The 19,496-nt window shown below is 68.5% G+C and carries 14 protein-coding genes; 8 read left to right on the forward strand and 6 right to left on the reverse strand.

Features of this window, described 5'->3' with window-relative positions; genetic code table 11:
* Positions 1-10 precede the first annotated feature (10 nt).
* From kynB to ACE3T5_RS01630, 4 genes are all read left to right on the forward strand, one after another.
* A complete protein-coding gene (gene kynB / locus ACE3T5_RS01615; RefSeq protein ID WP_374663737.1) occupies positions 11-640 on the forward strand; it encodes an arylformamidase in 630 nt (209 codons plus the stop codon).
* Positions 637-1,899: a kynureninase gene (kynU, locus tag ACE3T5_RS01620; RefSeq protein ID WP_374663739.1), complete on the forward strand. Its 1,263-nt coding sequence runs from the start codon at positions 637-639 to the stop codon at positions 1,897-1,899. The genes kynB and kynU overlap by 4 nt, the downstream gene beginning before the upstream one ends.
* Positions 1,899-2,747, forward strand: a complete 849-nt coding sequence (gene kynA, locus ACE3T5_RS01625) for a tryptophan 2,3-dioxygenase (protein ID WP_374663741.1) — start codon at positions 1,899-1,901, stop codon at positions 2,745-2,747. The genes kynU and kynA overlap by 1 nt, the downstream gene beginning before the upstream one ends.
* A gap of 95 nt (positions 2,748-2,842) precedes the next feature.
* Positions 2,843-4,024, forward strand: coding sequence for a GGDEF domain-containing protein (locus ACE3T5_RS01630; RefSeq protein ID WP_374663743.1), 1,182 nt, complete (start codon positions 2,843-2,845; stop codon positions 4,022-4,024).
* Between the two features lie 9 nt (positions 4,025-4,033).
* Here the strand turns inward: ACE3T5_RS01630 and ACE3T5_RS01635 are convergent, their stop codons facing one another.
* Positions 4,034-5,215 carry an FAD-dependent monooxygenase gene (locus ACE3T5_RS01635; protein WP_374663745.1) on the reverse strand — a complete coding sequence of 394 codons (1,182 nt, stop codon included), beginning with the start codon at positions 5,213-5,215 and terminating at the stop codon, positions 4,034-4,036.
* A gap of 85 nt (positions 5,216-5,300) precedes the next feature.
* Between ACE3T5_RS01635 and ACE3T5_RS01640 the strand changes: the two genes are divergently transcribed.
* On the forward strand, positions 5,301-6,218 hold the full coding sequence (locus ACE3T5_RS01640) for a LysR family transcriptional regulator (protein WP_374663747.1): 918 nt from the start codon (positions 5,301-5,303) through the stop codon (positions 6,216-6,218).
* A 14-nt stretch (positions 6,219-6,232) separates the two neighbouring features.
* Here the strand turns inward: ACE3T5_RS01640 and ACE3T5_RS01645 are convergent, their stop codons facing one another.
* Positions 6,233-7,300, reverse strand: coding sequence for a hypothetical protein (locus ACE3T5_RS01645; RefSeq protein ID WP_374663749.1), 1,068 nt, complete (start codon positions 7,298-7,300; stop codon positions 6,233-6,235).
* A 74-nt stretch (positions 7,301-7,374) separates the two neighbouring features.
* On the opposite strand from ACE3T5_RS01645, the gene ACE3T5_RS01650 reads away from it, so the two are divergent.
* Complete coding sequence (locus ACE3T5_RS01650) at positions 7,375-8,298, forward strand: LysR family transcriptional regulator (RefSeq protein WP_374663751.1); 924 nt, start codon at positions 7,375-7,377, stop codon at positions 8,296-8,298.
* 43 nt (positions 8,299-8,341) lie between these two features.
* Here ACE3T5_RS01650 and ACE3T5_RS01655 read toward each other — a convergent pair whose 3' ends face one another.
* From ACE3T5_RS01655 to ACE3T5_RS01670, 4 genes are all read right to left on the reverse strand, one after another.
* On the reverse strand, positions 8,342-9,277 hold the full coding sequence (locus ACE3T5_RS01655; protein ID WP_374663753.1) for a prenyltransferase: 936 nt from the start codon (positions 9,275-9,277) through the stop codon (positions 8,342-8,344).
* 89 nt (positions 9,278-9,366) lie between these two features.
* Entirely contained in the window at positions 9,367-12,078 is a 2,712-nt protein-coding gene (gene acnA, locus ACE3T5_RS01660) for an aconitate hydratase AcnA (RefSeq protein WP_374663755.1), read from the reverse strand.
* A 651-nt stretch (positions 12,079-12,729) separates the two neighbouring features.
* Positions 12,730-13,119, reverse strand: a complete 390-nt coding sequence (locus ACE3T5_RS01665) for a hypothetical protein (RefSeq protein WP_374663757.1) — start codon at positions 13,117-13,119, stop codon at positions 12,730-12,732.
* Between the two features lie 75 nt (positions 13,120-13,194).
* Positions 13,195-15,324 (reverse strand): hypothetical protein, encoded by a 2,130-nt coding sequence (locus tag ACE3T5_RS01670; protein ID WP_374663759.1) that lies wholly within the window; start codon positions 15,322-15,324, stop codon positions 13,195-13,197.
* Positions 15,325-15,518: 194 nt separating this feature from the next.
* Between ACE3T5_RS01670 and ACE3T5_RS01675 the strand changes: the two genes are divergently transcribed.
* Both ACE3T5_RS01675 and cas1 read left to right on the forward strand, forming a co-directional pair.
* The gene (locus ACE3T5_RS01675) at positions 15,519-15,908 is read left to right on the forward strand and encodes a hypothetical protein (protein ID WP_374663761.1); all 390 of its coding nucleotides are present in this window, start codon (positions 15,519-15,521) and stop codon (positions 15,906-15,908) included.
* A 271-nt stretch (positions 15,909-16,179) separates the two neighbouring features.
* Entirely contained in the window at positions 16,180-19,419 is a 3,240-nt protein-coding gene (gene cas1, locus ACE3T5_RS01680; RefSeq protein WP_374663763.1) for a CRISPR-associated endonuclease Cas1, read from the forward strand.
* Positions 19,420-19,496 lie beyond the last annotated feature (77 nt).

Genomic DNA, 19,496 nt, shown 5'->3' on the forward strand with positions numbered 1-19,496 from the left:
ACTCCGCCGCATGTCACGCCTCTGGGACATCTCGCCACCGGTGCATGCGGGCGCCCCGGTCTTCCCCGGCGACACGCCCTACCGCCAAAGCTGGTCCGCCACGCTGGGCCCCGGCTGCCCGGTGAACGTGAGCGCCATCCACCTGTCGCCCCACGTGGGCGCGCATGCGGATGCGCCCCTGCACTACGACACCGAGGGCGCGGCCGTCGGCCTGCTCGATCTCGAGCCCTACCTGGGCCCCTGCCGCGTGATTCACGCGATCGGCGTGCGGCCGCTGGTGGAATGGGCCCACATCGCGCATGCAACCCATGACCTGCCGCCGCGCGTGCTGGTACGCACCTACGCCCGCGCGCCGGTGGACCAGTGGGATGCCGCACTCTCCGCCTTCCACCCCGACACGGTGGAGCGCCTGGCCGATGCCGGCGTGCGGCTGATCGGCATCGACACCGCCAGCATCGACCCGGCGGAGAGCAAGACGCTCGACAGCCACCAGGTCATCCGGCAGCGCGGCCTGCGCGTGCTGGAGAACCTGGTGCTCGATGAAGTGCCCGAGGGCGACTACGAACTCATCGCCCTGCCCCTGAAGCTGGTGCAAGCCGACGCCTCGCCGGTGCGCGCCATCCTGCGACCGCTGCCATGACCACCCTGAACGACTGCCGCGCGCTCGACGCGCAAGACCCGCTCGCGCCGCTGCGCGACCTGTTCGACCTGCCGCCCGGCGTGATCTATCTGGATGGCAATTCGCTCGGCCCGCTGCCACGCGCCACGCCGGCGCGCGTGGCGCAGGTGGTGCGCGAGGAATGGGGCCAGGGCCTGATCCGGTCCTGGAACACGGCCGGCTGGTTCGAGCTGCCCGGCCGCCTGGGCGACCGCATCGGCGCACTCATCGGCGCGCGACCCGGCGAGGTGGTCGCCACCGACACCACCTCGGTCAACCTGTTCAAGGTGCTGAGCGCGGCGCTGTCCATGCAAGCGGCCGACGCGCCGGCGCGCCGCACGGTCGTGAGCGAACGCAGCAACTTCCCCACCGACCTGTACATCGCCGAGACGCTGTGCCGCGAGCGCGGCCGGCACCTGCGGCTGGTGGAGCCGGAGGAGATCGCCACCGCGGTCGATGCCGACACCGCCGTGCTGATGCTCACGCACGTGAACTACCGCACCGGCGCCATGCACGACATGCGCGCCGTGACGGCCCATGCCCACGCAGCTGGCGCGCTCGTGGTCTGGGACCTGGCGCACAGCGCCGGCGCGGTGGAGGTGGACCTGCACGGCGCCGATGCCGACTACGCCATCGGCTGCGGCTACAAGTACCTGAACGGCGGCCCGGGCGCGCCGGCCTTCGTGTGGGTGCATCCGCGCCATGCAGACCGCTTCGTGCAGCCGCTGTCCGGCTGGTGGGGCCATGCACAGCCCTTCGCCTTCACGCCCGGCTACCAGCCGGCCCCCGGCATCGCCCGCTACCTGTGCGGCACGCAGCCGGTGCTGGGCCTGGCCGCGCTCGGCTGCGGGCTGGACACGCTGCTTGCGGCCCAGCCCGCTGGCGGCATGGCCGCGCTGCGCCGCAAGTCGCTCGCGCTCACCGACCTGTTCATCACCCTGGTGGAGGCGCGCTGCGCCGGCCACGGCCTGTCGCTCGTCACGCCGCGCGATCACGCGCGGCGCGGCTCGCAGGTCTGCCTGGCGCACGACGAGGGGGCGTATGCCATCGTGCAGGCGCTCATCGCCCGCGGCGTGATCGGCGACTACCGCGCCGGCCGCCCGGACATCCTGCGCTTCGGCTTCACCCCGCTCTACCTGCGCTTCGAGGACGTGTGGGATGCGGTGGAGCACCTGCGCCAGGTGATGGACACCGGCGAGTGGCGCCGGCCCGAGTTCAACCAGACCCATGCGGTGACCTGATGACGACCGATCACAAGCCCGAGGACATCGTGCGCGAGGAGCGCGCGCAGCTCGACTTCAGCCAGTCCATGAGCTATGGCGACTACCTGCAGCTCGACGCCGTGCTGTCGGCGCAGAAGCCGCTGTCGCCCGACCACAACGAGATGCTGTTCATCGTGCAGCACCAGACGAGCGAACTGTGGATGAAGCTCATGCTGCACGAGCTGGGCGCGGCCATCGACCACATCGCGCGCGACGAGCTGCCGCCCGCCTTCAAGATGCTGGCCCGCGTCTCGCGCATCATGGAGCAGCTGGTGCATGCCTGGGACGTGCTGGCCACCATGACACCGGCGGAGTACAGCGCCATCCGCCCCTACCTGGCCAGCTCCAGCGGCTTCCAGAGCTGGCAGTACCGCTGCATCGAGTTCAGCCTGGGCAACAAGAACGCCGCCATGCTGAAGCCGCACCAGCACAGCGCGGAGCGTCTGGCCCAGGTGCGCGCGGCCTACGAGCGGCCCTCGCTCTATGACGAGGCCCTGCGCCTGCTGGCCCGGCGCGGCCTGCCCATCCCCGCGACGCACCTGCAGCGCGACTGGACGCAGCCCTACACCGCCAGCGACGGGGTGGAGCAGGCCTGGCTGGTCGTCTATCGCGACCCGCAGGCCCACTGGGACCTGTACCAGCTGGGCGAGGAACTGACCGACCTCGAAGACGCCTTCCGGCTCTGGCGCTTCCGCCACGTGACCACGGTGGAGCGGGTGATCGGCTTCAAGCGCGGCACCGGCGGCACCGGCGGCGTGCCCTACCTGCGCAAGATGCTCGACGTGGTGCTGTTCCCGGAGATCTGGAAACTGCGCACCGACCTTTGATCCACGGCAGGCGCCGGCGCCGAGGCGCCCCGTGCCGCCGGTACGGATGGGCATAATGGCCCGAAGCCCGCCGCACAGCGGGCGCCCTGTCCCCGATGTCCAGACGCCCCCGAACCAAGAAGCCGGCCACCGATCCGGCCCTCCGCGCGAACTCGGCGCCCGAAATCCAGGTGTCGTTCCGCTTGCAGCGGCTGGAATCCAACGTGGCCTTCGCCCAGGGCGGGCTGGCCCTGTGGATCGCGATCTTCTTCAATCCGCCCGGCTTCACGGCGCAGCTCGTGGCCTTGCTGGGCGTGGCACTCGGTGGGTGGGCACGGGCCTACCCGGCCCGGCAGCCGCAGGTGATGGCCTTGCGCGCGCTCATTCTCACCGCAGCCGGCGCCCTGCTCATGGGCCTGCCCGGCTCCGGCGGCCCCACCGGCCCGGCCGTGGCCTGGGCCCTGGGCACCACCCTGGCCTACTCGCTGCTGCTGCCCCTGGTGTGGGGCGTGCCGGTCCTGCTGGCCACCGTCGGCGGCTACCTGCTGGCCTGCCTGCTGCCGGAGCGGCCACCCGCCTGGCAAGCCGCGGGCGCCTGGTTCGGCGTGCTTGCCATCCTGGGTGCCCTGTTCCTGGCCATCGGGCGCAGCCTGCGCGCCTCGGAGCTAAGGGCCGAGCAGAGCCGTCTCGACGAACGCTCCAACCTGTACAACGAGGCCGGCTTCTTCACCAACGGCGGTGAGCTGTTCGCGGCGTCGCGACGCAAGGGCGAGCCCTTCACCATGGCCCTGCTGCGCGCCGCCGACCTGCGCGACGCCAACGAGCTGCTGGGCCGCCGCACCGCCAACAAGCTGTTCGAGCAGACGGTGAAGGGCATCGCCGCGGCCACGCCGCCGGGTGGCATCGCGGCGCGCACCGACACGGTGGAGTTCGCGGTGGTGATGCCGGGCATGACGATGGACCGGGCCGAGGCGCTGCTGCACCAGCGGCTGGGCCGCCCGCCGCAGGTCAAGGTCACCGCAAGCGGCAACACCGCGGTGATCCTGCTGGACGTGATGGTGGTCCAGGCACCACCGGAAATGCATGCGCTGGAAGACCTGTACGACCGGGTGCGCCAGCGCCAGCGCGAGCGCAGCGGCGACACCGCGATCACACAGGCCACCGACCACGGCGGCATGAGCACGCTGCAGGGCTTCCTGATGCACGATCCGCCGGTGCCGCAGTCGCAGAAGCCGACGCTGCCGATGCCGCTGTCGCGCGAGCCTGGCCCGGCACCCGGGCGCCGTCCGCCGGCCTGAGGGTGCGCTTCAGCGCGGCTGGTACAGCCAGGGCTGGTCCATCAGCCGCGGCGCAGCCAGCCGCAAGGCCGCATTGCGCGCCACACGCAGTGCGCCGTCGGCATGGAACACCACGCCATTGCGCACCGATCGGCGCTGCACCTGCGCGACGCGCCGCCAGCGGTTGAGGGCGTAGCGGCGCAGCAGGGTCGGCACGTCCAGCACCTTGCCATCCACCACGGCCAGCAGCCGGCCGAGCTCGGCGGCATCCTCGATGGCCATGCCCGCGCCTTGCGCCAGGTAGGGCCGCATGGGGTGAGCCGCATCCCCCAGCAGGGCGATGCGGCCACGCACCATGGCGTCAGGGCCCGAGACCGGCGGCCGGTCATGCAGCATCCACAGCCGCCACGTGGGGACCGCATGGATGCAGTCGCGCGCCGCGGTGCAGACAGGGCCCAGCGCCCGCTCCAGGTCGGCCACCGCAGCGGCATGGTCCCACTCGCGCGGGTCGCCCCCGGCCTCGCCTTCGACCACGCAGACGACGTTGAGCCATTCACCACCGCGCACGGGGTAGGCCGCCAGATGCATGCGGGGCGCCAGCCAGGCGCGCACGGTCGCGCCGCGCAGGGCCGCCGGCACGGCCGACATGGGTGCCAGCCCGCGATAGGCCAGGTGCCCGGACCGCGCCGGCAACGCATCGCCGACGACACGCGTGCGCACGGCGCTCCAGAGGCCGTCCGCGCCCACGAGCGCATCGCCCTCGGACTCCAGGGCTTCATCGAGCCGCACCGAGACCGAGGCCTCGCGCTCGACCACGTCCTCGACCCGCCGCGCGGGGTGGATGCGCGCGCCGGCCGCCTCGGCCGCGGCCTGCAGCGTGGCATGCAGGTCGGCGCGGTGCACCGTGAGGTACGGCGCGCCATAGCGCGCCACGGCCTGCGCGCCGAGTGGCAGGCTGCCCAGCTCCCGGCCATCGAGCCCGTCCTGCACGATCAGCCGCTCGGGCCGGGACGCGCGCAGGGTGGGCGCCTCCAGCAGGCCCCATGCATCCAGGATGCGCGTGGCATTGGGGCCGAGCTGGATGCCCGCGCCCACCTCGGAGAACGCGTGGGCCTGCTCGAACAGCCGCGCCTGCCAACCCGCCCGCTGCGCCGCTACGGCCATCGCGAAGCCGCCGATGCCGCCGCCCACGATCAGAAGCTGCTGCGTCATGGAGCCATTGTGCCCAAGCCGCGCCCCGGCATGGCGTCGTAAACTGGCTGCGCCCAGCGCGCGGCGCCGTGCCCCGCGGGCCCCCATGGACCTGCGCCGCTACAGCCACATCGTCGCCCTTGCCGACGACCTGCACTACGGTCGCGCGGCAGCACGCGTGGGCCTGACGCAGTCCGCGCTCAGCCACAGCATCCAGGCGGCCGAGGCGGAACTGGGCGTGCGCCTGTTCGAGCGCCAGGGCGGGCAGGTACGCTGCACCACGGCGGGCGAGTTCGTGGTGGCGCGTGCCCGCGCGCTGGTGCTGGAGAGCCGACGTTTCGAGCGTGATGCCGCCCTCTACCGCGACAAGCAGATGGGCGACCTGGTGTTCGGCATGGGCCGCTTCGCCGCCGCGACCTTCCTGCCGCCGATGCTGCAGCGCATGCGGGCCCGCTATCCCGGCATCCGCATCCGTGCGCACGTGACTTACCTGGCGCGTCTGGCCGGCCTGCTGCGCCAGGGCGAGGTCGACTTCTACCTGGCCGACGCGAGGTCCGTCCAGCCCGACGCCGAGGTGGTGGTCGAGCCCCTCGGCCGCCTGGCGGTGGACTTCTACGTGCGCGATGGGCACCCGCTGCAAGGCCGCACCGGTGTGACGCTGACGGAGGTGATGGCCCACGGGCTGGCCACGGGGCCCCTGCCCGGCCACGTGCAGCAGGCCATGGCGGTGACGCTGGGCCTGGGCAGCGCGCAGGCGGTGCCCATCGCGGTGGAGTGCGACGACGCGCTGGCCCTGAAGGCGATCATGCTGTCGACGGACACCGTGCTGTACGGCTCGGCCGCGCAGCTGGCGGCGGAACTGGCGAGCGGCCAGGCCCGGCTGCTGCGGCCGGTCGACTTCGAGCCGGCGGCCTCGCACATCGGCATCGTGGCCACGCGCGGGCGAAGCTTCTCGCCCATCGCGCAGGTCGCCACGGACCTGGTGCGGGAGATCGCGGCGTCGGCGGTGGAGGCGGCGCGTTGATGCGCCGCCGGCGGTCAGCGGCGGGCCGACACGGCCTCGGCCGCGACCGCGCCAGGCGCGGACCCGTCGGCGAGGGCCTGGAAGAACGGCGACGCGTCCTGGCCATGCGCCATGCGAAGCACCAGCTCGCGCTGGGCCTGACGGGTCAGGCACACCTCCATCGGCGCCGGCAGGCCGGTGAGCGCGGTGAGGGCCGCCTGCGCAGCCTGGCCTTCGGCCTCGGTGGCGGCGACCAGCAGCACGCGCGGCGGGGTGTGAAGGCGGCGCAGCAACCCCGCCAGCTCCTGCAGCAGTTCCTGCGTCCGCCGCTGGCTCGACCCGACCAGCACCACGAGCTGCTGGACCTGCAGGGTCGCCAGGCAGGCCAGGCCCTGGTCGAGCGAGCGCCGCGACAGCGCCATCACGCGCGTCACCACCGACAGGCTGACCGGCAGGTCGGCGTAGGCCGCGCCCACGTCGGCGCGGCGCAGGTCGGCACCGGCGTGGCGCTGATAGGCCAGGCGAACGCCGCAGCGCTGGGCCAGGGCGCGCAGCACCTCGACCGACTCGTTGTCCTCCGAAGCCAGCGTCATCAGGTTGCGCCGTGCCAGCAGGCCCACGCCTTCCGGCGCGGCCAGCAGCGACGGCGCGCACAGCGCCTGCCAGATCTCCCCCGGCTCGGCCGTCCAGCCCTGCTCGCCTTCGCGCCGCAGCCGGTGCAGGCGCAGCGCGACGTCCGAGGGCCGGTCGCCGGCGTGCAGCGTGGTCACCTGCACCGGTTCAGCCAGCGTGGCGGGGCCGTGGCTGGCGTGCAGCACCCGGGCCTGGCGATGGGCCGGGTCGGCCTCGGTCTCGGCCCAGGCGGCACGGACCGCCTCGGCGGGCCCCTCATGCCACTGCACCAGCCAGCCGGCGGCATGCAGGTAGGCCGAACGCAGGCCGCTCGCCTGGTTGCGCGCGAGGATGGGCGCGCGCAGGGCCAGCAAGGCCTCCACCGCGGAACCGGCGGGCATCCAGACACTGGCGCAGACCACCCGCGTGCAGGCGCCGGCCGCAGGGGAAGCGGCGGTCGTCTGGGCGGGTCGGGGGCGGGGAGCCAGCATGGGGCGGATTGTTCAACCCTGAAGCAAATCCGTCCAATGCATACTGACAGCGCCTTCGATGCAGGAGATTCATCGTGGACCTTCGCCGCTGCGCCCATGTCGTCGCCCTGGCCGATGAAGGGCACTTTCGCCGTGCCGCCGAGCGGGTGCACCTGAGCCAGCCCGCGCTGTCGCGCAGCATCCAGGCGGCGGAGGCGGAGCTGGGCCTGGTGCTCTTCGAGCGCGGCGACCGCGGCAGCGAGGGCGTGCGGTGTACGCCGGCGGGCGAGTTCATCGTGGACAGGCTGCGCAGCCTGTTGCGCCGCAGCCAGGCGCTTGAGCGGGACCTGCGGCAGCTGCGCGAGGGGGCGGCGGGGCAACTGGCCATCGGCGCCGGCCCCTTTATCGCCGCGCAGCTGCTGCCCGGGCTGCTGGAGCAGCTGCGCCGCCGCCACCCGCGGCTGCAGGTGCAGGTCATGGTCCGCCATCCGCAGGTGATGCTGGAACCGGCCCGCCGCGGCGAGCTGGACTTCTTCATCGGTGACGGCCGCTTCGCCGCGGGTGATGCGCTGCTCGATGTGCAGCCCATCGGCCGCGTCCGGGGCGGCCTTTATGTGCGGGGCGGCCATCCGCTGCTGGCGCTGGAAGACCCGGTGATGGCCGACATCGCCGTCTGGGGCCTGGCCACCGGTCGCCTGCCGCCCGAGGTCCACCAGCGCATGCTGGACCGCATGAAGCTGCCGCCCGGCGACCCCTCGCCGGTCGCGGTGGACTGCGATGATCTGCAGGTGCTCAAGGCCATCACGCGCAGCACCGACTGCGTGCTGGTCGCCACCCCCGGCATGGTGCAGGATGAGGTGGCGGCCGGCGCCCTGGTGGAGCTGGTGCTGCGCGACGCGCCGGAGCAGCACGCCGAGCTCGCGCTGGTGTTCCGGCGCGGCAAGCCGCTGTCGCCGGCGGCGGCCTATGCCGCCGACCTGGCGCGCGAGGCGCTGGCCAGAGGCATCGGCCCGGCCTAGGCGCGCGCGGCACCCGGCCCGGGTGCAACCGGACCTGCAGGCGTCAGACCCATTGGATGGACGCCACGCCAACCGCCATCGCGAGGGCATGCACCTGTGCCGCCGCGATGGTGAGGCCGATGGCCGACCGCAGGGCCGAGGGCTCGCGCCGGCGGCGCCACAGCAGCAGGGCTGCGGCCAGCGACAGCGGCAGGGACAGCAGGCCGAGCAGCGCCCGCTGCGGCGGCACGAGCAGCAGCACGGCCACCAGCAGCCAGGCGTGGGCCAGCAGCGTGAGCGCGAGGTAGGCGAACGCGGCGCCCTCGGGCCCGGCAATGACCGCGAGCGTGCGCTTGCCCACGCGTGCGTCGGCTTCGGCGTCGGGCACGCCGTTGATCAGCAGGATGTTGGCGACCAGCAGCGCGAAGCTCACGGCACACACGGCGGGGATGGCGAAGAAGCGGCTGCGCTGCACGTAGTCGGCGCCCACCACCACCAGGCCCCAGGCCAGCGCCACGGTCAGCTCGCCCAGTCCCCGGCGCATCAGGGCCAGCGGCGGCGCGGAATAGGCCCAGGCGAGCAGCAGGCCCGCCAGGCCGATCACCAGCAGGCCGCCGCCCGCGGCGGCCGCCAGCCAGATGCCGGCGGGCACGACCAGGGCCGCCAGGGCCAGCGCCAGGCCCCGCATCTGGGATTCGGTGACTTCACCGCGCTGGATCAGCCGCGAGCCGCCGGTGAACGGGAACAGCCCGCTCGTGTTGGCCGCATCGGCACCGCTGCGGGCGTCGTGATAGTCGTTCCAGGCATTGGCGGCCGCGTGCACGGCGACGGCCAGGACCAGGGTAGCCGCCGCCCGCGCGGGGTGGAAGCCACAGCCGCAGGCATAGGCGGTGGCCAGCCCGAGCAGCACCCCGCAGGCCGTGAGCGTGAGAAAGGCCGGGCGGGTCATGCGCACCCAGGTGCGCCAGTCCGGCTCGGTGGGTACCTGCATCGATGCCATGCGGCATCGTAAGGCGCGCCCTGCGCCAGGCTGCCGCAGGGCGGCGCTCGGCCTTGACGCGCGTCAAGCGTCCTGGTGCAGACGCGGGATCAGGCCAGCAGCTGCCGCAGCACGAAGGGCAGGATGCCGCCGTGCCGGTAGTAGTCCACCTCGATCGGGGTGTCGATGCGCAGGGTCAGGCTCACCTCGGAGCGGGAGCCATCCGCGCGCGTGATGACCATGCGCGCCTCGCTGCGCGGACGCAGGGCTGCATCGGGCTCGATGTCGATCCACTCGTCCCCGGTGAGGCCGAGCGAGGCCCAGCTGTCGCCCTCGCGGAACTGCAGCGGCAGCACGCCCATGCCCACCAGGTTGCTGCGGTGGATGCGCTCGAAGCTGCGCGCCACCACCGCACGGATGCCCAGCAGCCGCGTGCCCTTGGCCGCCCAGTCGCGCGAGGAGCCGGTGCCGTACTCCTCGCCGGCGAAGATGACCGTCGGCCGCCCTTCGGCGATGTACTTCATGGCGGCGTCGTAGATCGGCAGCTTCTCCGCGCGGCCCTTCGCGTCGCGATAGAGGGTGAGGCCGCCCTCCTCACGTGCGCCGTCCGCGCCAGCAGGCAGCATCAGGTTGCGGATGCGCACGTTGGCGAAGGTGCCGCGCATCATCACCTCATGGTGGCCGCGCCGCGCACCGTAGCTGTTGAAGTCGGCCTTGGTGATGCCCTGGGCCTGCAGGAAGCGGCCGGCGGGCGAGCTGGCCTGGATCGAGCCGGCGGGCGAGATGTGATCCGTGGTGATCGAGTCGCCGAACAGCGCCATGATGCGCGCGCCCTGCACGTTGACCGGGGTGTCGGTGTCCGGCTGCAGGCGGAAGCCCTCGAAGAAAGGCGGCTCGGCGATGTAGCTGCTGGCCGGCCAGTCGTACGTCTGCCCCGCGCGGCCCTGGATGCCCTCCCACAGCGCCCCTGGCGCCTGACGCACCTGGCCGTAGTTGGCCCGGTAGGCGCGGCCGCTCATCGCGTGCTTCATCAGCGCGTGGATCTCGTCGCTGCTGGGCCAGATGTCGCCCAGCCACACGTCGCGGCCCTGCGCGTCCTGCCCGACCGGCTCGGTCATCAGATCGCGCAGCACCGTGCCCGCCAGCGCATAGGCCACCACCAGCGGCGGCGAGGCCAGGAAGTTGGCCTTGAGGTTCGGATGGATGCGCGCCTCGAAGTTGCGGTTGCCCGAGAGCACCGCGGCACAGACCAGGTCGTTGCCGGTGATGGCCTCGTTGATCGCCGGTGCCAGGTCGCCCGCGTTGCCAATGCAGGTGGTGCAGCCGTAGCCCGCCAGCGCGAAGCCGAGCTGCTCCAGGTAGGGCAGCAGGCCGGCGCGCGTGAGGTACTCGGTCACGATGCGAGAGCCGGGTGCCAGCGAGGTCTTGATGTGCGGCTTCACCTTCAGGCCCCGCTCGACCGCCTTCTTCGCGAGCAGCCCCGCCGCCAGCATCACGCCGGGGTTGGAGGTGTTGGTGCAGCTCGTGATGGCGGCGATGAGCACGTCGCCATTGCCCACCGTCACCCCATCCGGCAGGGCATGGCGCGTGGCGAGCGATGCGGCCGGCCGGCCGAAGCCGTTGTCGGCGACCGGTGCCGCGTACAGGCGGCGGAACTGCCCGGCCACGTGCCCGATCTCGATGCGGTCCTGCGGCCGCTTCGGCCCGGCCAGGCTGGGGGCCACGGTGCCCAGGTCCAGCTTCACCACCGACGAGTAGTCGATCTCGCCCGCGGTCGGCACGCCGAACAGGCCTTGCGCGCGGAAATACGCCTCGAAGGCGGCGATCTCGGCGGCGCTGCGGCCCGTGCCCTGGAAGTAGGCCACCGTCTTCTCGTCCACGGGGAAGAAGCCCATGGTGGCACCGTACTCGGGCGCCATGTTCGCCAGGGTCGCGCGATCCGGCACCGAGAGGCTGGCCGTGCCCTCGCCAAAGAACTCCACGAACTTGCCGACCACCTTGTGGCGCCGCAGGATCTCGGTGACCGTGAGCACCAGGTCGGTGGCGGTGCAGCCCTCGCGCAGGCGGCCGGTGAGTTCGAAGCCCACCACATCGGGCGTGAGGAAGTACACCGGCTGACCCAGCATGGCCGCCTCGCCCTCGATGCCGCCCACGCCCCAGCCGACGACGCCAATGCCATTGATCATGGTGGTGTGGCTGTCCGTGCCCACCAGCGAGTCGAAGTAGCTCACGCCATCGGCCCCGGTGTGGATGCCGCGCGCCAGGTACTCCAGGTTCACCTGGTGCACGATGCCGAAGCCGGGCGGCACGACGCCGAAGGTCTGGAAGGCCTGCATGCCCCACTTCATGAACTGGTAGCGCTCGCGGTTGCGCTGGAACTCCAGCTTCATGTTGAGGTCGAGCGCGTCCTTCGTGCCGTAGTGGTCGACCATCACCGAGTGGTCCACCACCAGATCCACCGGCACCAGCGGCTCGACGCGCCGCGGGTCGCGGCCCAGACGCTGCGCGGCACTCCGCATGGCGGCCAGGTCGGCCAGCAGCGGCACGCCAGTGAAGTCCTGCAGAACGACGCGCGCCACCACGAAAGGGATCTCGGCCGTGCGCTCGGCGTTGGGCTGCCAGTGCGCGAGCTGGCGCACGTGCTCTTCGGTCACCCGCTGCCCATCGCAGTTGCGCAGCACCGATTCGAGCACGATGCGCAGGGACACGGGCAGACGGGCGACCTGCGGCCAGGTCTTGGTCAGTTCAGGCAACGAATGCAGCCGGCGGGTGACGGTGCCGGCCTTGAACGACTGGAGGGTGTGAGCGAAGGGGTGGGCCATGCGATCTGCTCCTGCGGGCGGCGAATGGCCATTGTGCGGCCGGCCGATGCGCAGAGGCAATCGAAGGTCAAGCGATCCACCGCCCGCCGTCCATTGGCCGGGATCTGGTGCAGCACAACCCGCAGCCGGCACCCATAGCAAGCCGTGGGGCTGCCTTTCAGCGCGGTGCGGGCGGCGGTCGGGGGTTGTCGAACGGCCTCGCCGCCCACCTGGCAGCCGGGTCGCCTTCGACATGACCTTCGACTCTCGTCCCTTGATGCTGCCTCAGAAGACAAGATCGGTCGGATCGGGCCTCGGATTTTCGACAACGACCTCAGATGACCGATGCTGAAGCCAGCATTTTGCCTTTGGATTCAAGGATATGCAGCCGCGTCGAACCCGGAAGGGGATGTCGTGTCGAAAACGAAGTTTCGACATCCACCCGCGATTCATATAACCTCATGACTCCAATCATTAATTTTCACTTCAGCCAATTTTAATGAAATGAAAAGTTGTTGATAGTCAGGGATTTACATAAGACGTGTTGACTGAAGTCTGATTTACAAGGCAACTTCAACAAGCAAGCCGATCTCAACGCTTGCCTTACACGTGAATGTTGATAGATGAAGATGAGGCTCAACAAGGAAGGGGGCACCAAGGCATCAGTCGTACTTATGCTTTCTTCTGAGTTCTGTAGATCCCATCTACATGCGTCAGAGCTCCAGACTTCTTCATATATGAAAGCGAGTTGGAAATTGAGCGTTCTTTGCTCGCATCACCCTTCGCCCCCATCGTTTTCAATATTTCAGACCTACTCAGTCCCTGGGGTGAAGAAGATATGACTTCATTGATGTCTGAAAGCTTGATCCGTTCACGAGGCTCAGAAGCTCTCTTTTTTGGAGCTTGCACTCCAAGTCGTGCCTGATCGTATGCTTCAATGGCATCCAGTTGAGTTTTGATTTCAGCCACTCGCTTGTCAATCGCCACGCGTTCCTGTCTCAACAATTCCATGGCCTGGATCAACCGTTGCTTTTCTTCACGCAGTGCCTCGACGATTCCCATATGTCATTCCTTCCTCGGGTACAAGGTACCCCGTTGCAACCTGCTGCAGTTTAATTTGACTATCTAGCATCACGTTCAATCCCTATTGGGCTGCACGATGCTCCAGAGGCGCGGTTCCACATCTAGTTCATTCAGAGGGAGCAGCGGAAAGTACACTTCCGGTATGGCGCCGATGCTGCTGCGTACTGTCATCGCGATGAAAGGCGACTGACTTTCCGATCTTGCTGCCCTGGCCGCTCGGCCCCGGCCAGTCTTACGATGCGATTTACTCAGGGTCGCCCGAAGTTGCAGAACCTGGGAGTCCCGGTTGTTGATCTTCTTGATCCAGTCGCGCACCTGGTCAGCCATGTCCTCGGGGTCGGGCGCCAGGCCCGTCCCCGGAACCAAGCTATGCCGCAGATCGTCCCTTTCCAACAGCCTGCACCATGCATCCCTGATCTCGGCCAGGTTCACCCGCATGCGCCGCTGCTCCCGGCAAGTCCAAAGAGTCACGAAGAGAAACTTCAAGGGGTCAGACTTGACGTTCCTGGCGGTCGCCGAGAGCCTGGAGCCCGTGCCCAGATTGAGTGAGACAGCGCCATTCACGAGCCCCAGCCGCACCCATGGCGGGCGCGCCTCGAAGCCCAGCTGATCACCGACAGCGCCGACGGCCATGCGTGTCATCGGTCGCCCAAGCTGCCCCGCCGGCGATTGAATCCATTCCTTGAATGCCGGATGCACGAAGAAGTAGTCGCGATCCAGCGAGCTGGCATCCTCGCCGCCATGCACCTCGTCGTAGGCGAACCGCTGGACGTAGTAGTTTTGATGTCTTTTCGGTTGCGGCTCTGCTGTCCCAAGCATCCCGTGCCGTACAAAGAACTTGATGGCCCCCAGGCCTTCCGGCCCGAAACGACTGGCAATCTCACTAATGGCGGCAGTACTCAGCATTTCACTACGAAGTGCCTGCGCAAGGGGGCGATGCAAGCTGTCCGACCAGCCGAAGAAGGAATGCTCGATGGCCCGGCCGATCTGAACGCCGGCCTCCGCGTTGACGGCCGTTCGCACAGTGTCAACTGTTCTCTTGTCTGAGATCCCGTAGATAGCAGCTGCAAGGCCGATGACTTCGCGAGGAACTCGACGTGTGTGTCGAAGAATCGAGTCAAAGACAGTCTCCACATAGGGACCGCCTTCAACGGCTTGCCGATCGTCGTGAACGACTTGAGAGAAGCCGCACAGCGCCTCCAGGGGGTCCATCGCCTCGGCGAGCGGCTTCGCCAGACGTGAGGCGTCCGCGCGCCGGATACGGTCGAACAGCATCGCCCGCAGGTCTGACGCGCTGTATCGGAGGGAGAGCACCAACCCCATGGCCAACGACACGTCCGGATGCTCGTCCGCCGTGCCAAAAGCTTCGCTACGCACGGTGGCATAGATCAACAGGGTGTCGGACCACATCGCGGCCTTGGCGAACTTCCAGATGGCCAGCAGCAGCCCCTGCTGCACGCCACGCCACAGGCTCACGGGGTCCTTGTCCACCATTTCGTCCGGGGCGTCCAGGTACATCGCGATGCGTGTCTTGCCAAGGCTCGCCAGGCCCTCCTTGATCGCGAGGGCCCAGTCGCTTCCGGCGTGGTACAGGCCGCGCTTCAGCTGGTCCCGGCCTTCCTGGTAGGCCACGGGCAATTGCTCCAGCACGCGCCCCATGAACCAGCCCAGCATCGCAGCGCTTTGGACGTCCGACTGATGCGGCTGTGCCTGCCTTGCGGCAATTTGATCGAGCCGCTTGAGGTTGCCAAACCACTCGTCATAGCCACGAAGGCCCTCAGACCGCGCTTGCGAATGCCAGACCAGCAGACCCAGAATCGCGAGTTGCCAGGCATCCACCCAAGCCGGTACGGCGTCTTTGCCCTTCATCCAGCCAGGAACAGCGGCATGCAGGTTGGTCAGCGCGTCGAACAAGAGGCGCGGGTGGCCGCCAGACGGATAGAACAGCGTCCGGCCCGCCGCCGGACCATCGCGGTGATTGGCGCTCCGCGCCATGAGCAGATGGCTCTTGCCAAACCCTCTACGGGCCTTCAGCACGCATGCACCGCGCTCGTTCCAGTCCAGCCGGGTTTCATCTGCATTGCAGAAAGCGCGAATATCAGTCGCGCCCCGCAGGGTCAACTGCGACATCTCCCGCTCTGACGCAGCGGCCGCATCGACGATGAACGGGTTCGCGCTCTCCATGGGCCTCTCTTCATGCAACTGGCACCCAAGTGGCTGTGCGAGGGCACCCGAACTGACGGACATGGCACCGAGGCGCGACGCCCCGGCCTTTGCAATGCACCCGGTTCAGAAGGTGAAATTGCTCCGTGTCCCGCCTCATCTTACGAAAGCAGAGGTCGCAGCGGCAAGTCTATGTCCGAGCAGGAGCGATTGGAGTGAACGTCATGGTGCGCTGCTTCCTGACTGGCGTCCAGTTACAGATCGACCAGGCCCTGGTGCTGGACCGCCGGGCTGCGTCTGACCTGCTCCAAGCGCTTCAGGCGCGTGCCGGCGCGCTGCAGCGCATCATTGACCAGTTCGGGCCACTTGACGAAGTTCCCGCCAGACAGGGGCCAGTCTGGCGCAACAACAAAGCAACGGCTCGCCCTTACCGGCAGCACCGGCTCGCCTGCCCGGTGGCGGCCGATGCGCTGGCAGCTGCCTACCCGGAGACACAGCTGTTCATCAAGTGGACGGACTACAGGGCCCGCGTCAGGCAGGCGACGCAGCAACGGCAAATCGCCGACGCGGACGCAGAAGCACCGACACCGGACGGCAGGCCGTGACCCACACCGTGGAACCCCTCAGGCCACGGCCCCTGCTGATCGCTGGGCAGCGGGCAGTGGCGTCCAGCCTGGCTGTGCGCCGACTGCTGCGGGCGAAAGACAAAGATCAATCGCTGTGTGTCCTGGACTACCAAGGCGACCTGGGCGCGCACCTCAAGACGCGCGACCGTGGCAGGCTTACCAGGCAGTCATTGCACTGGTGCGATCTGACGGATCGCCCAGGCCGATCGCACTGTTTCGATTTCGCCCAGGTGAAGGCCAGCGCGCTGCCTTGTCTGCCTTCCTTTCCCAATGCGCGCTGCAACTCGCCCCGCAAGTCACCGCGCCAGCCATCGAATCAGCCATCAACCTGTGCGCACGCGTTTCGGATGGTGGCAGCCTCGGCCTCGCCGCTATGCTGCAGTGCCTGCGGCGCCCTGAACTTGTCCAGCCGCTGCGCCGGAGGCTGACTGACACGGACGGACTCGATCAACTGATTGACTTGCTGGACTGGATCCTGCGGTTCCCCGGAGTCTGGGCCCTGTCGGAGGGTAACAATCCGATCGATGTCCGCCTGCTGCTGCGTGAAAACAGCGTTCTGTGGCTGGAGCTCGCCGCGCCCCACCTGGAACGGACCGAGCAGCTCATCATGGGCTGGATGGTCGAGGCTGCAGTGGTCGGCGCCATGACCCAGTCCGCCGCCATGGAAGCCGCCAAGCTTCGCCCTTCATCCGAGCGTCGTCTTCCGCCCCTCGTCCTGTATGCGCACCCGCCCACGGCGCCCATGCCCGTGTCGAGCACTGCCATGGCGGCCAAGCACGTCGGTCTGTTCGACTTCGATGCCAGACATCCGCTTCCGAACGCCGCGCAGCCGTGGCTGGACCAGAGTGCCGACTGCTGGGTGACAGGAGAGTTGGGCGCGTTGCCAAGCCACAAGCAGGGCGGGTGGCTTGACGAAGGCGAACACAGCCGCCTCCAGGCGCTGGAGCGCGGCCAAGTCTGGGTGCGGGCGGGACTGGATCGCAAGGCGGTGACCGTGCTGGCCCGTGTTCCGGAGACTGACGACGCCTTGGCACCCGCTCTGCGTTTGCAGGCGGCCAAGGGAAGACGACTGACGCCGGTCAAGCAGATGTCGTCCGCCGCAACGAGCGACCAGCCACCAGCGCCTGCGCATCAGGACCTGTATGAGCGCTTGTGCCGCACCGAGACGCTGATGACCGGCTGGTTTCGGGTGAAAGGGCACAGGGCCGACTCGCACGGCAATGATGGCGTCACGATCCGCGCATTCGGGGATCGACTTGAGCATGAACTTGCGCAACTGGCCAGAGAACTCTCACAAGGCAGCTATCGGAGCCGCGCTTTGCGCACGGTGCGCATCGCGAAGCCGGATGGGGACGAGCGGATCCTCAAGGTGGCGTGCGTTCGGGATCGCGTTGTACAGGCTGCGTGCCTGAACCTGCTGGAGCCGGTCTTCGAGCCCAGGTTCAGCAGCCACAGCTTCGCCTATCGCCCGGGCCGCAGCGCCCACCATGCCTTGGCGCTCGCGCGGTCTGCCATTCGACTAGGCAACTGCTGGGCCGTCACCGCGGACATTCGCAAGTGCTTCGACACGATTGATCACGACATCCTGCTGCGCCTGGTCGGCGATGTCGTGGCAGACCGAGAACTCCTGCTCCTGCTGCGTCAGTGGCTCACTGCGGACGTCATCGACTTCATGGACGTGCTTCCGTCGGAACTGGGTGTGCCGCAAGGCGAATCCATCTCGCCCCTCCTGGCCAACATCTATCTGGACCCGCTGGACAAGGAGTTCGAACGCGAGGGCACGCGATTCGTGCGCTATGCCGACGACTATCTGGTGCTCTGCGAAACAGAAGCGCTGGCACTCGCCCAACTACGCCTGATGGGCGAGTTTCTTCCTGGCGCGCTGCGGCTGAGCTTGAAGCCCGCCAAGACCATGCATGCCCACGTTTCCCAGGGTATTGCCTTTCTGGGCTTCGACATCCGCCCGGACGACGTTCGCATTCCTGCCGAACGAGTCGACCGCGCAGTGGCGGCGCTGGCGGCGCAACTGACATCGTTGACGGATCCCGACATGCCGGACGGCGACAAGTGGCGGGCAGCCACACGGCTGAACGGGTTTGTCAGGGGCTTCCGGAACTACTTCCTGATTGACGACGCCGCCGGCGTGCGCTCGCAGCTCAAGAAGCTGGACAAGGCCCTCGATGAGATGGTGAAAGAGAAGGTGGCGCCGGACTCCTTTGCCGGAACGGTGCTGGCCGCGCGTGAGAGTTTCATGCCAGGTGCCATCGAAACCGACTCCGAGGAGAGCCCCCGAAAACAGCGTCCATCGGGTCTGGCAGGGTTGTATGCCCATGAGTCCACGCGCGTTGGGCCACCAATGGACATGGTTACCGAGACACAACCCAGGAGCGACGGTGTCAACCGCGGGCCACCAGCGCAGGAGGCGTCGCAGGTCTCTACCGTCGGCACGCAGGCCTCACTTGAGCCGGCAGTCCATTTTCATCTGGGGCGTCTGCATGTCATGAAAAGCGGATGCTACGTCACGGTCAGCGGCGACGACCTGGTGGTTCGCCGTGGAAAGCGCGAGATCACGCGCACACCTCTGGCAGAGCTGAGTCTGCTGTACCTGGAAGGCAAGGGCCTTGCACTTTCTGCGGATCTGACCATGCAACTGTGCGACCGCGGCGTGCCGGTGGTGTTCACGCCGCTCATCGGCAAGCCTATGGCGATCGCCCAGCCCATTCAGGGGCAGCGTAGCGGGCTCAGACAGCAACAGGTCTTGAGGCGAAATGACCCTGCAATGCTAAAGACCGGGCTGCGAATACTGGCCGCCAAGGTTGCCAACCAGGCGTCGGTGCTCAAGTATTTCGCGCGCTACCGCAAGCGCACGGACGGGCCGTCTTTCGAAGCGCTGACACACAGCGCCGACGAAGTTCGGGCCATCGCCGAGGTGCTGGAAGAAGTGGATCCAGAGATCGCTGGCGTCCGGGCGATCGGGATGGGCCACGAAGGGCGCGCAGCGGCCAAGTACTGGGCCGCCTTCGCCAGCCTGGTGCCAGCCATCGCAGCCTTCCCGGGAAGGCATACACAAAACGCGACCGACCCGGTCAACAGCGCAATCAACTACGTGTACTCGATTCTCTACGGCGAGGTCTGGCGCGCCGTCGTCCGAGCGGGGCTCGACCCCTTCTTCGGGATCATCCATGGCACAGATCGGGATCAAGGCAGTCTGGTCTTCGATCTGATCGAAGAATACCGCGCCGCCTTTGCGGACAGGGTCGTCCTGGGTCTCCTGGGCCGCGGACTCGAATTGAACCTGGATCAAGAAGGGCGCTTGCGTACCGGCTGCAGGCAGAAGCTCGCCGTCGCCTTTCACAAGCAGTGGCGTCAAACCCTGAAGTGGCGGGGGAGCGTGTTGACCGCTGCAGACATCCTGGAATCGCAGGTGGCCACCCTGCGAACTGCCTACGCCGGAACCGAGGAGTACCGCCCTTTCCGGTTTCGTTGGTAGGAGCCACCGTTCAGCCGCACATCAACGGAGGTCAAAGATGCTCACACCAAGCCCGAACTTGTCGCGCAGAAGTTTCA

This window comes from Ramlibacter sp. (assembly GCF_041916345.1).
Classification (GTDB): domain Bacteria; phylum Pseudomonadota; class Gammaproteobacteria; order Burkholderiales; family Burkholderiaceae_C; genus Ramlibacter.

Excerpts from the sequence above, each read along its gene's own strand:
- acnA (WP_374663755.1), bottom strand. The coding sequence starts at position 12,078 with ATGGCCCACCCCTTCGCTCACACCCTCCAGTCGTTCAAGGCCGGCACC.
- ACE3T5_RS01665 (WP_374663757.1), bottom strand. The coding sequence starts at position 13,119 with ATGGGAATCGTCGAGGCACTGCGTGAAGAAAAGCAACGGTTGATCCAG.
- ACE3T5_RS01640 (WP_374663747.1), top strand. The coding sequence starts at position 5,301 with ATGGACCTGCGCCGCTACAGCCACATCGTCGCCCTTGCCGACGACCTG.
- ACE3T5_RS01635 (WP_374663745.1), bottom strand. The coding sequence starts at position 5,215 with ATGACGCAGCAGCTTCTGATCGTGGGCGGCGGCATCGGCGGCTTCGCG.
- ACE3T5_RS01670 (WP_374663759.1), bottom strand. The coding sequence starts at position 15,324 with ATGGAGAGCGCGAACCCGTTCATCGTCGATGCGGCCGCTGCGTCAGAG.
- ACE3T5_RS01655 (WP_374663753.1), bottom strand. The coding sequence starts at position 9,277 with ATGGCATCGATGCAGGTACCCACCGAGCCGGACTGGCGCACCTGGGTG.
- kynA (WP_374663741.1), top strand. The coding sequence starts at position 1,899 with ATGACGACCGATCACAAGCCCGAGGACATCGTGCGCGAGGAGCGCGCG.
- kynB (WP_374663737.1), top strand. The coding sequence starts at position 11 with ATGTCACGCCTCTGGGACATCTCGCCACCGGTGCATGCGGGCGCCCCG.
- ACE3T5_RS01630 (WP_374663743.1), top strand. The coding sequence starts at position 2,843 with ATGTCCAGACGCCCCCGAACCAAGAAGCCGGCCACCGATCCGGCCCTC.
- kynU (WP_374663739.1), top strand. The coding sequence starts at position 637 with ATGACCACCCTGAACGACTGCCGCGCGCTCGACGCGCAAGACCCGCTC.
- ACE3T5_RS01645 (WP_374663749.1), bottom strand. The coding sequence starts at position 7,300 with ATGCTGGCTCCCCGCCCCCGACCCGCCCAGACGACCGCCGCTTCCCCT.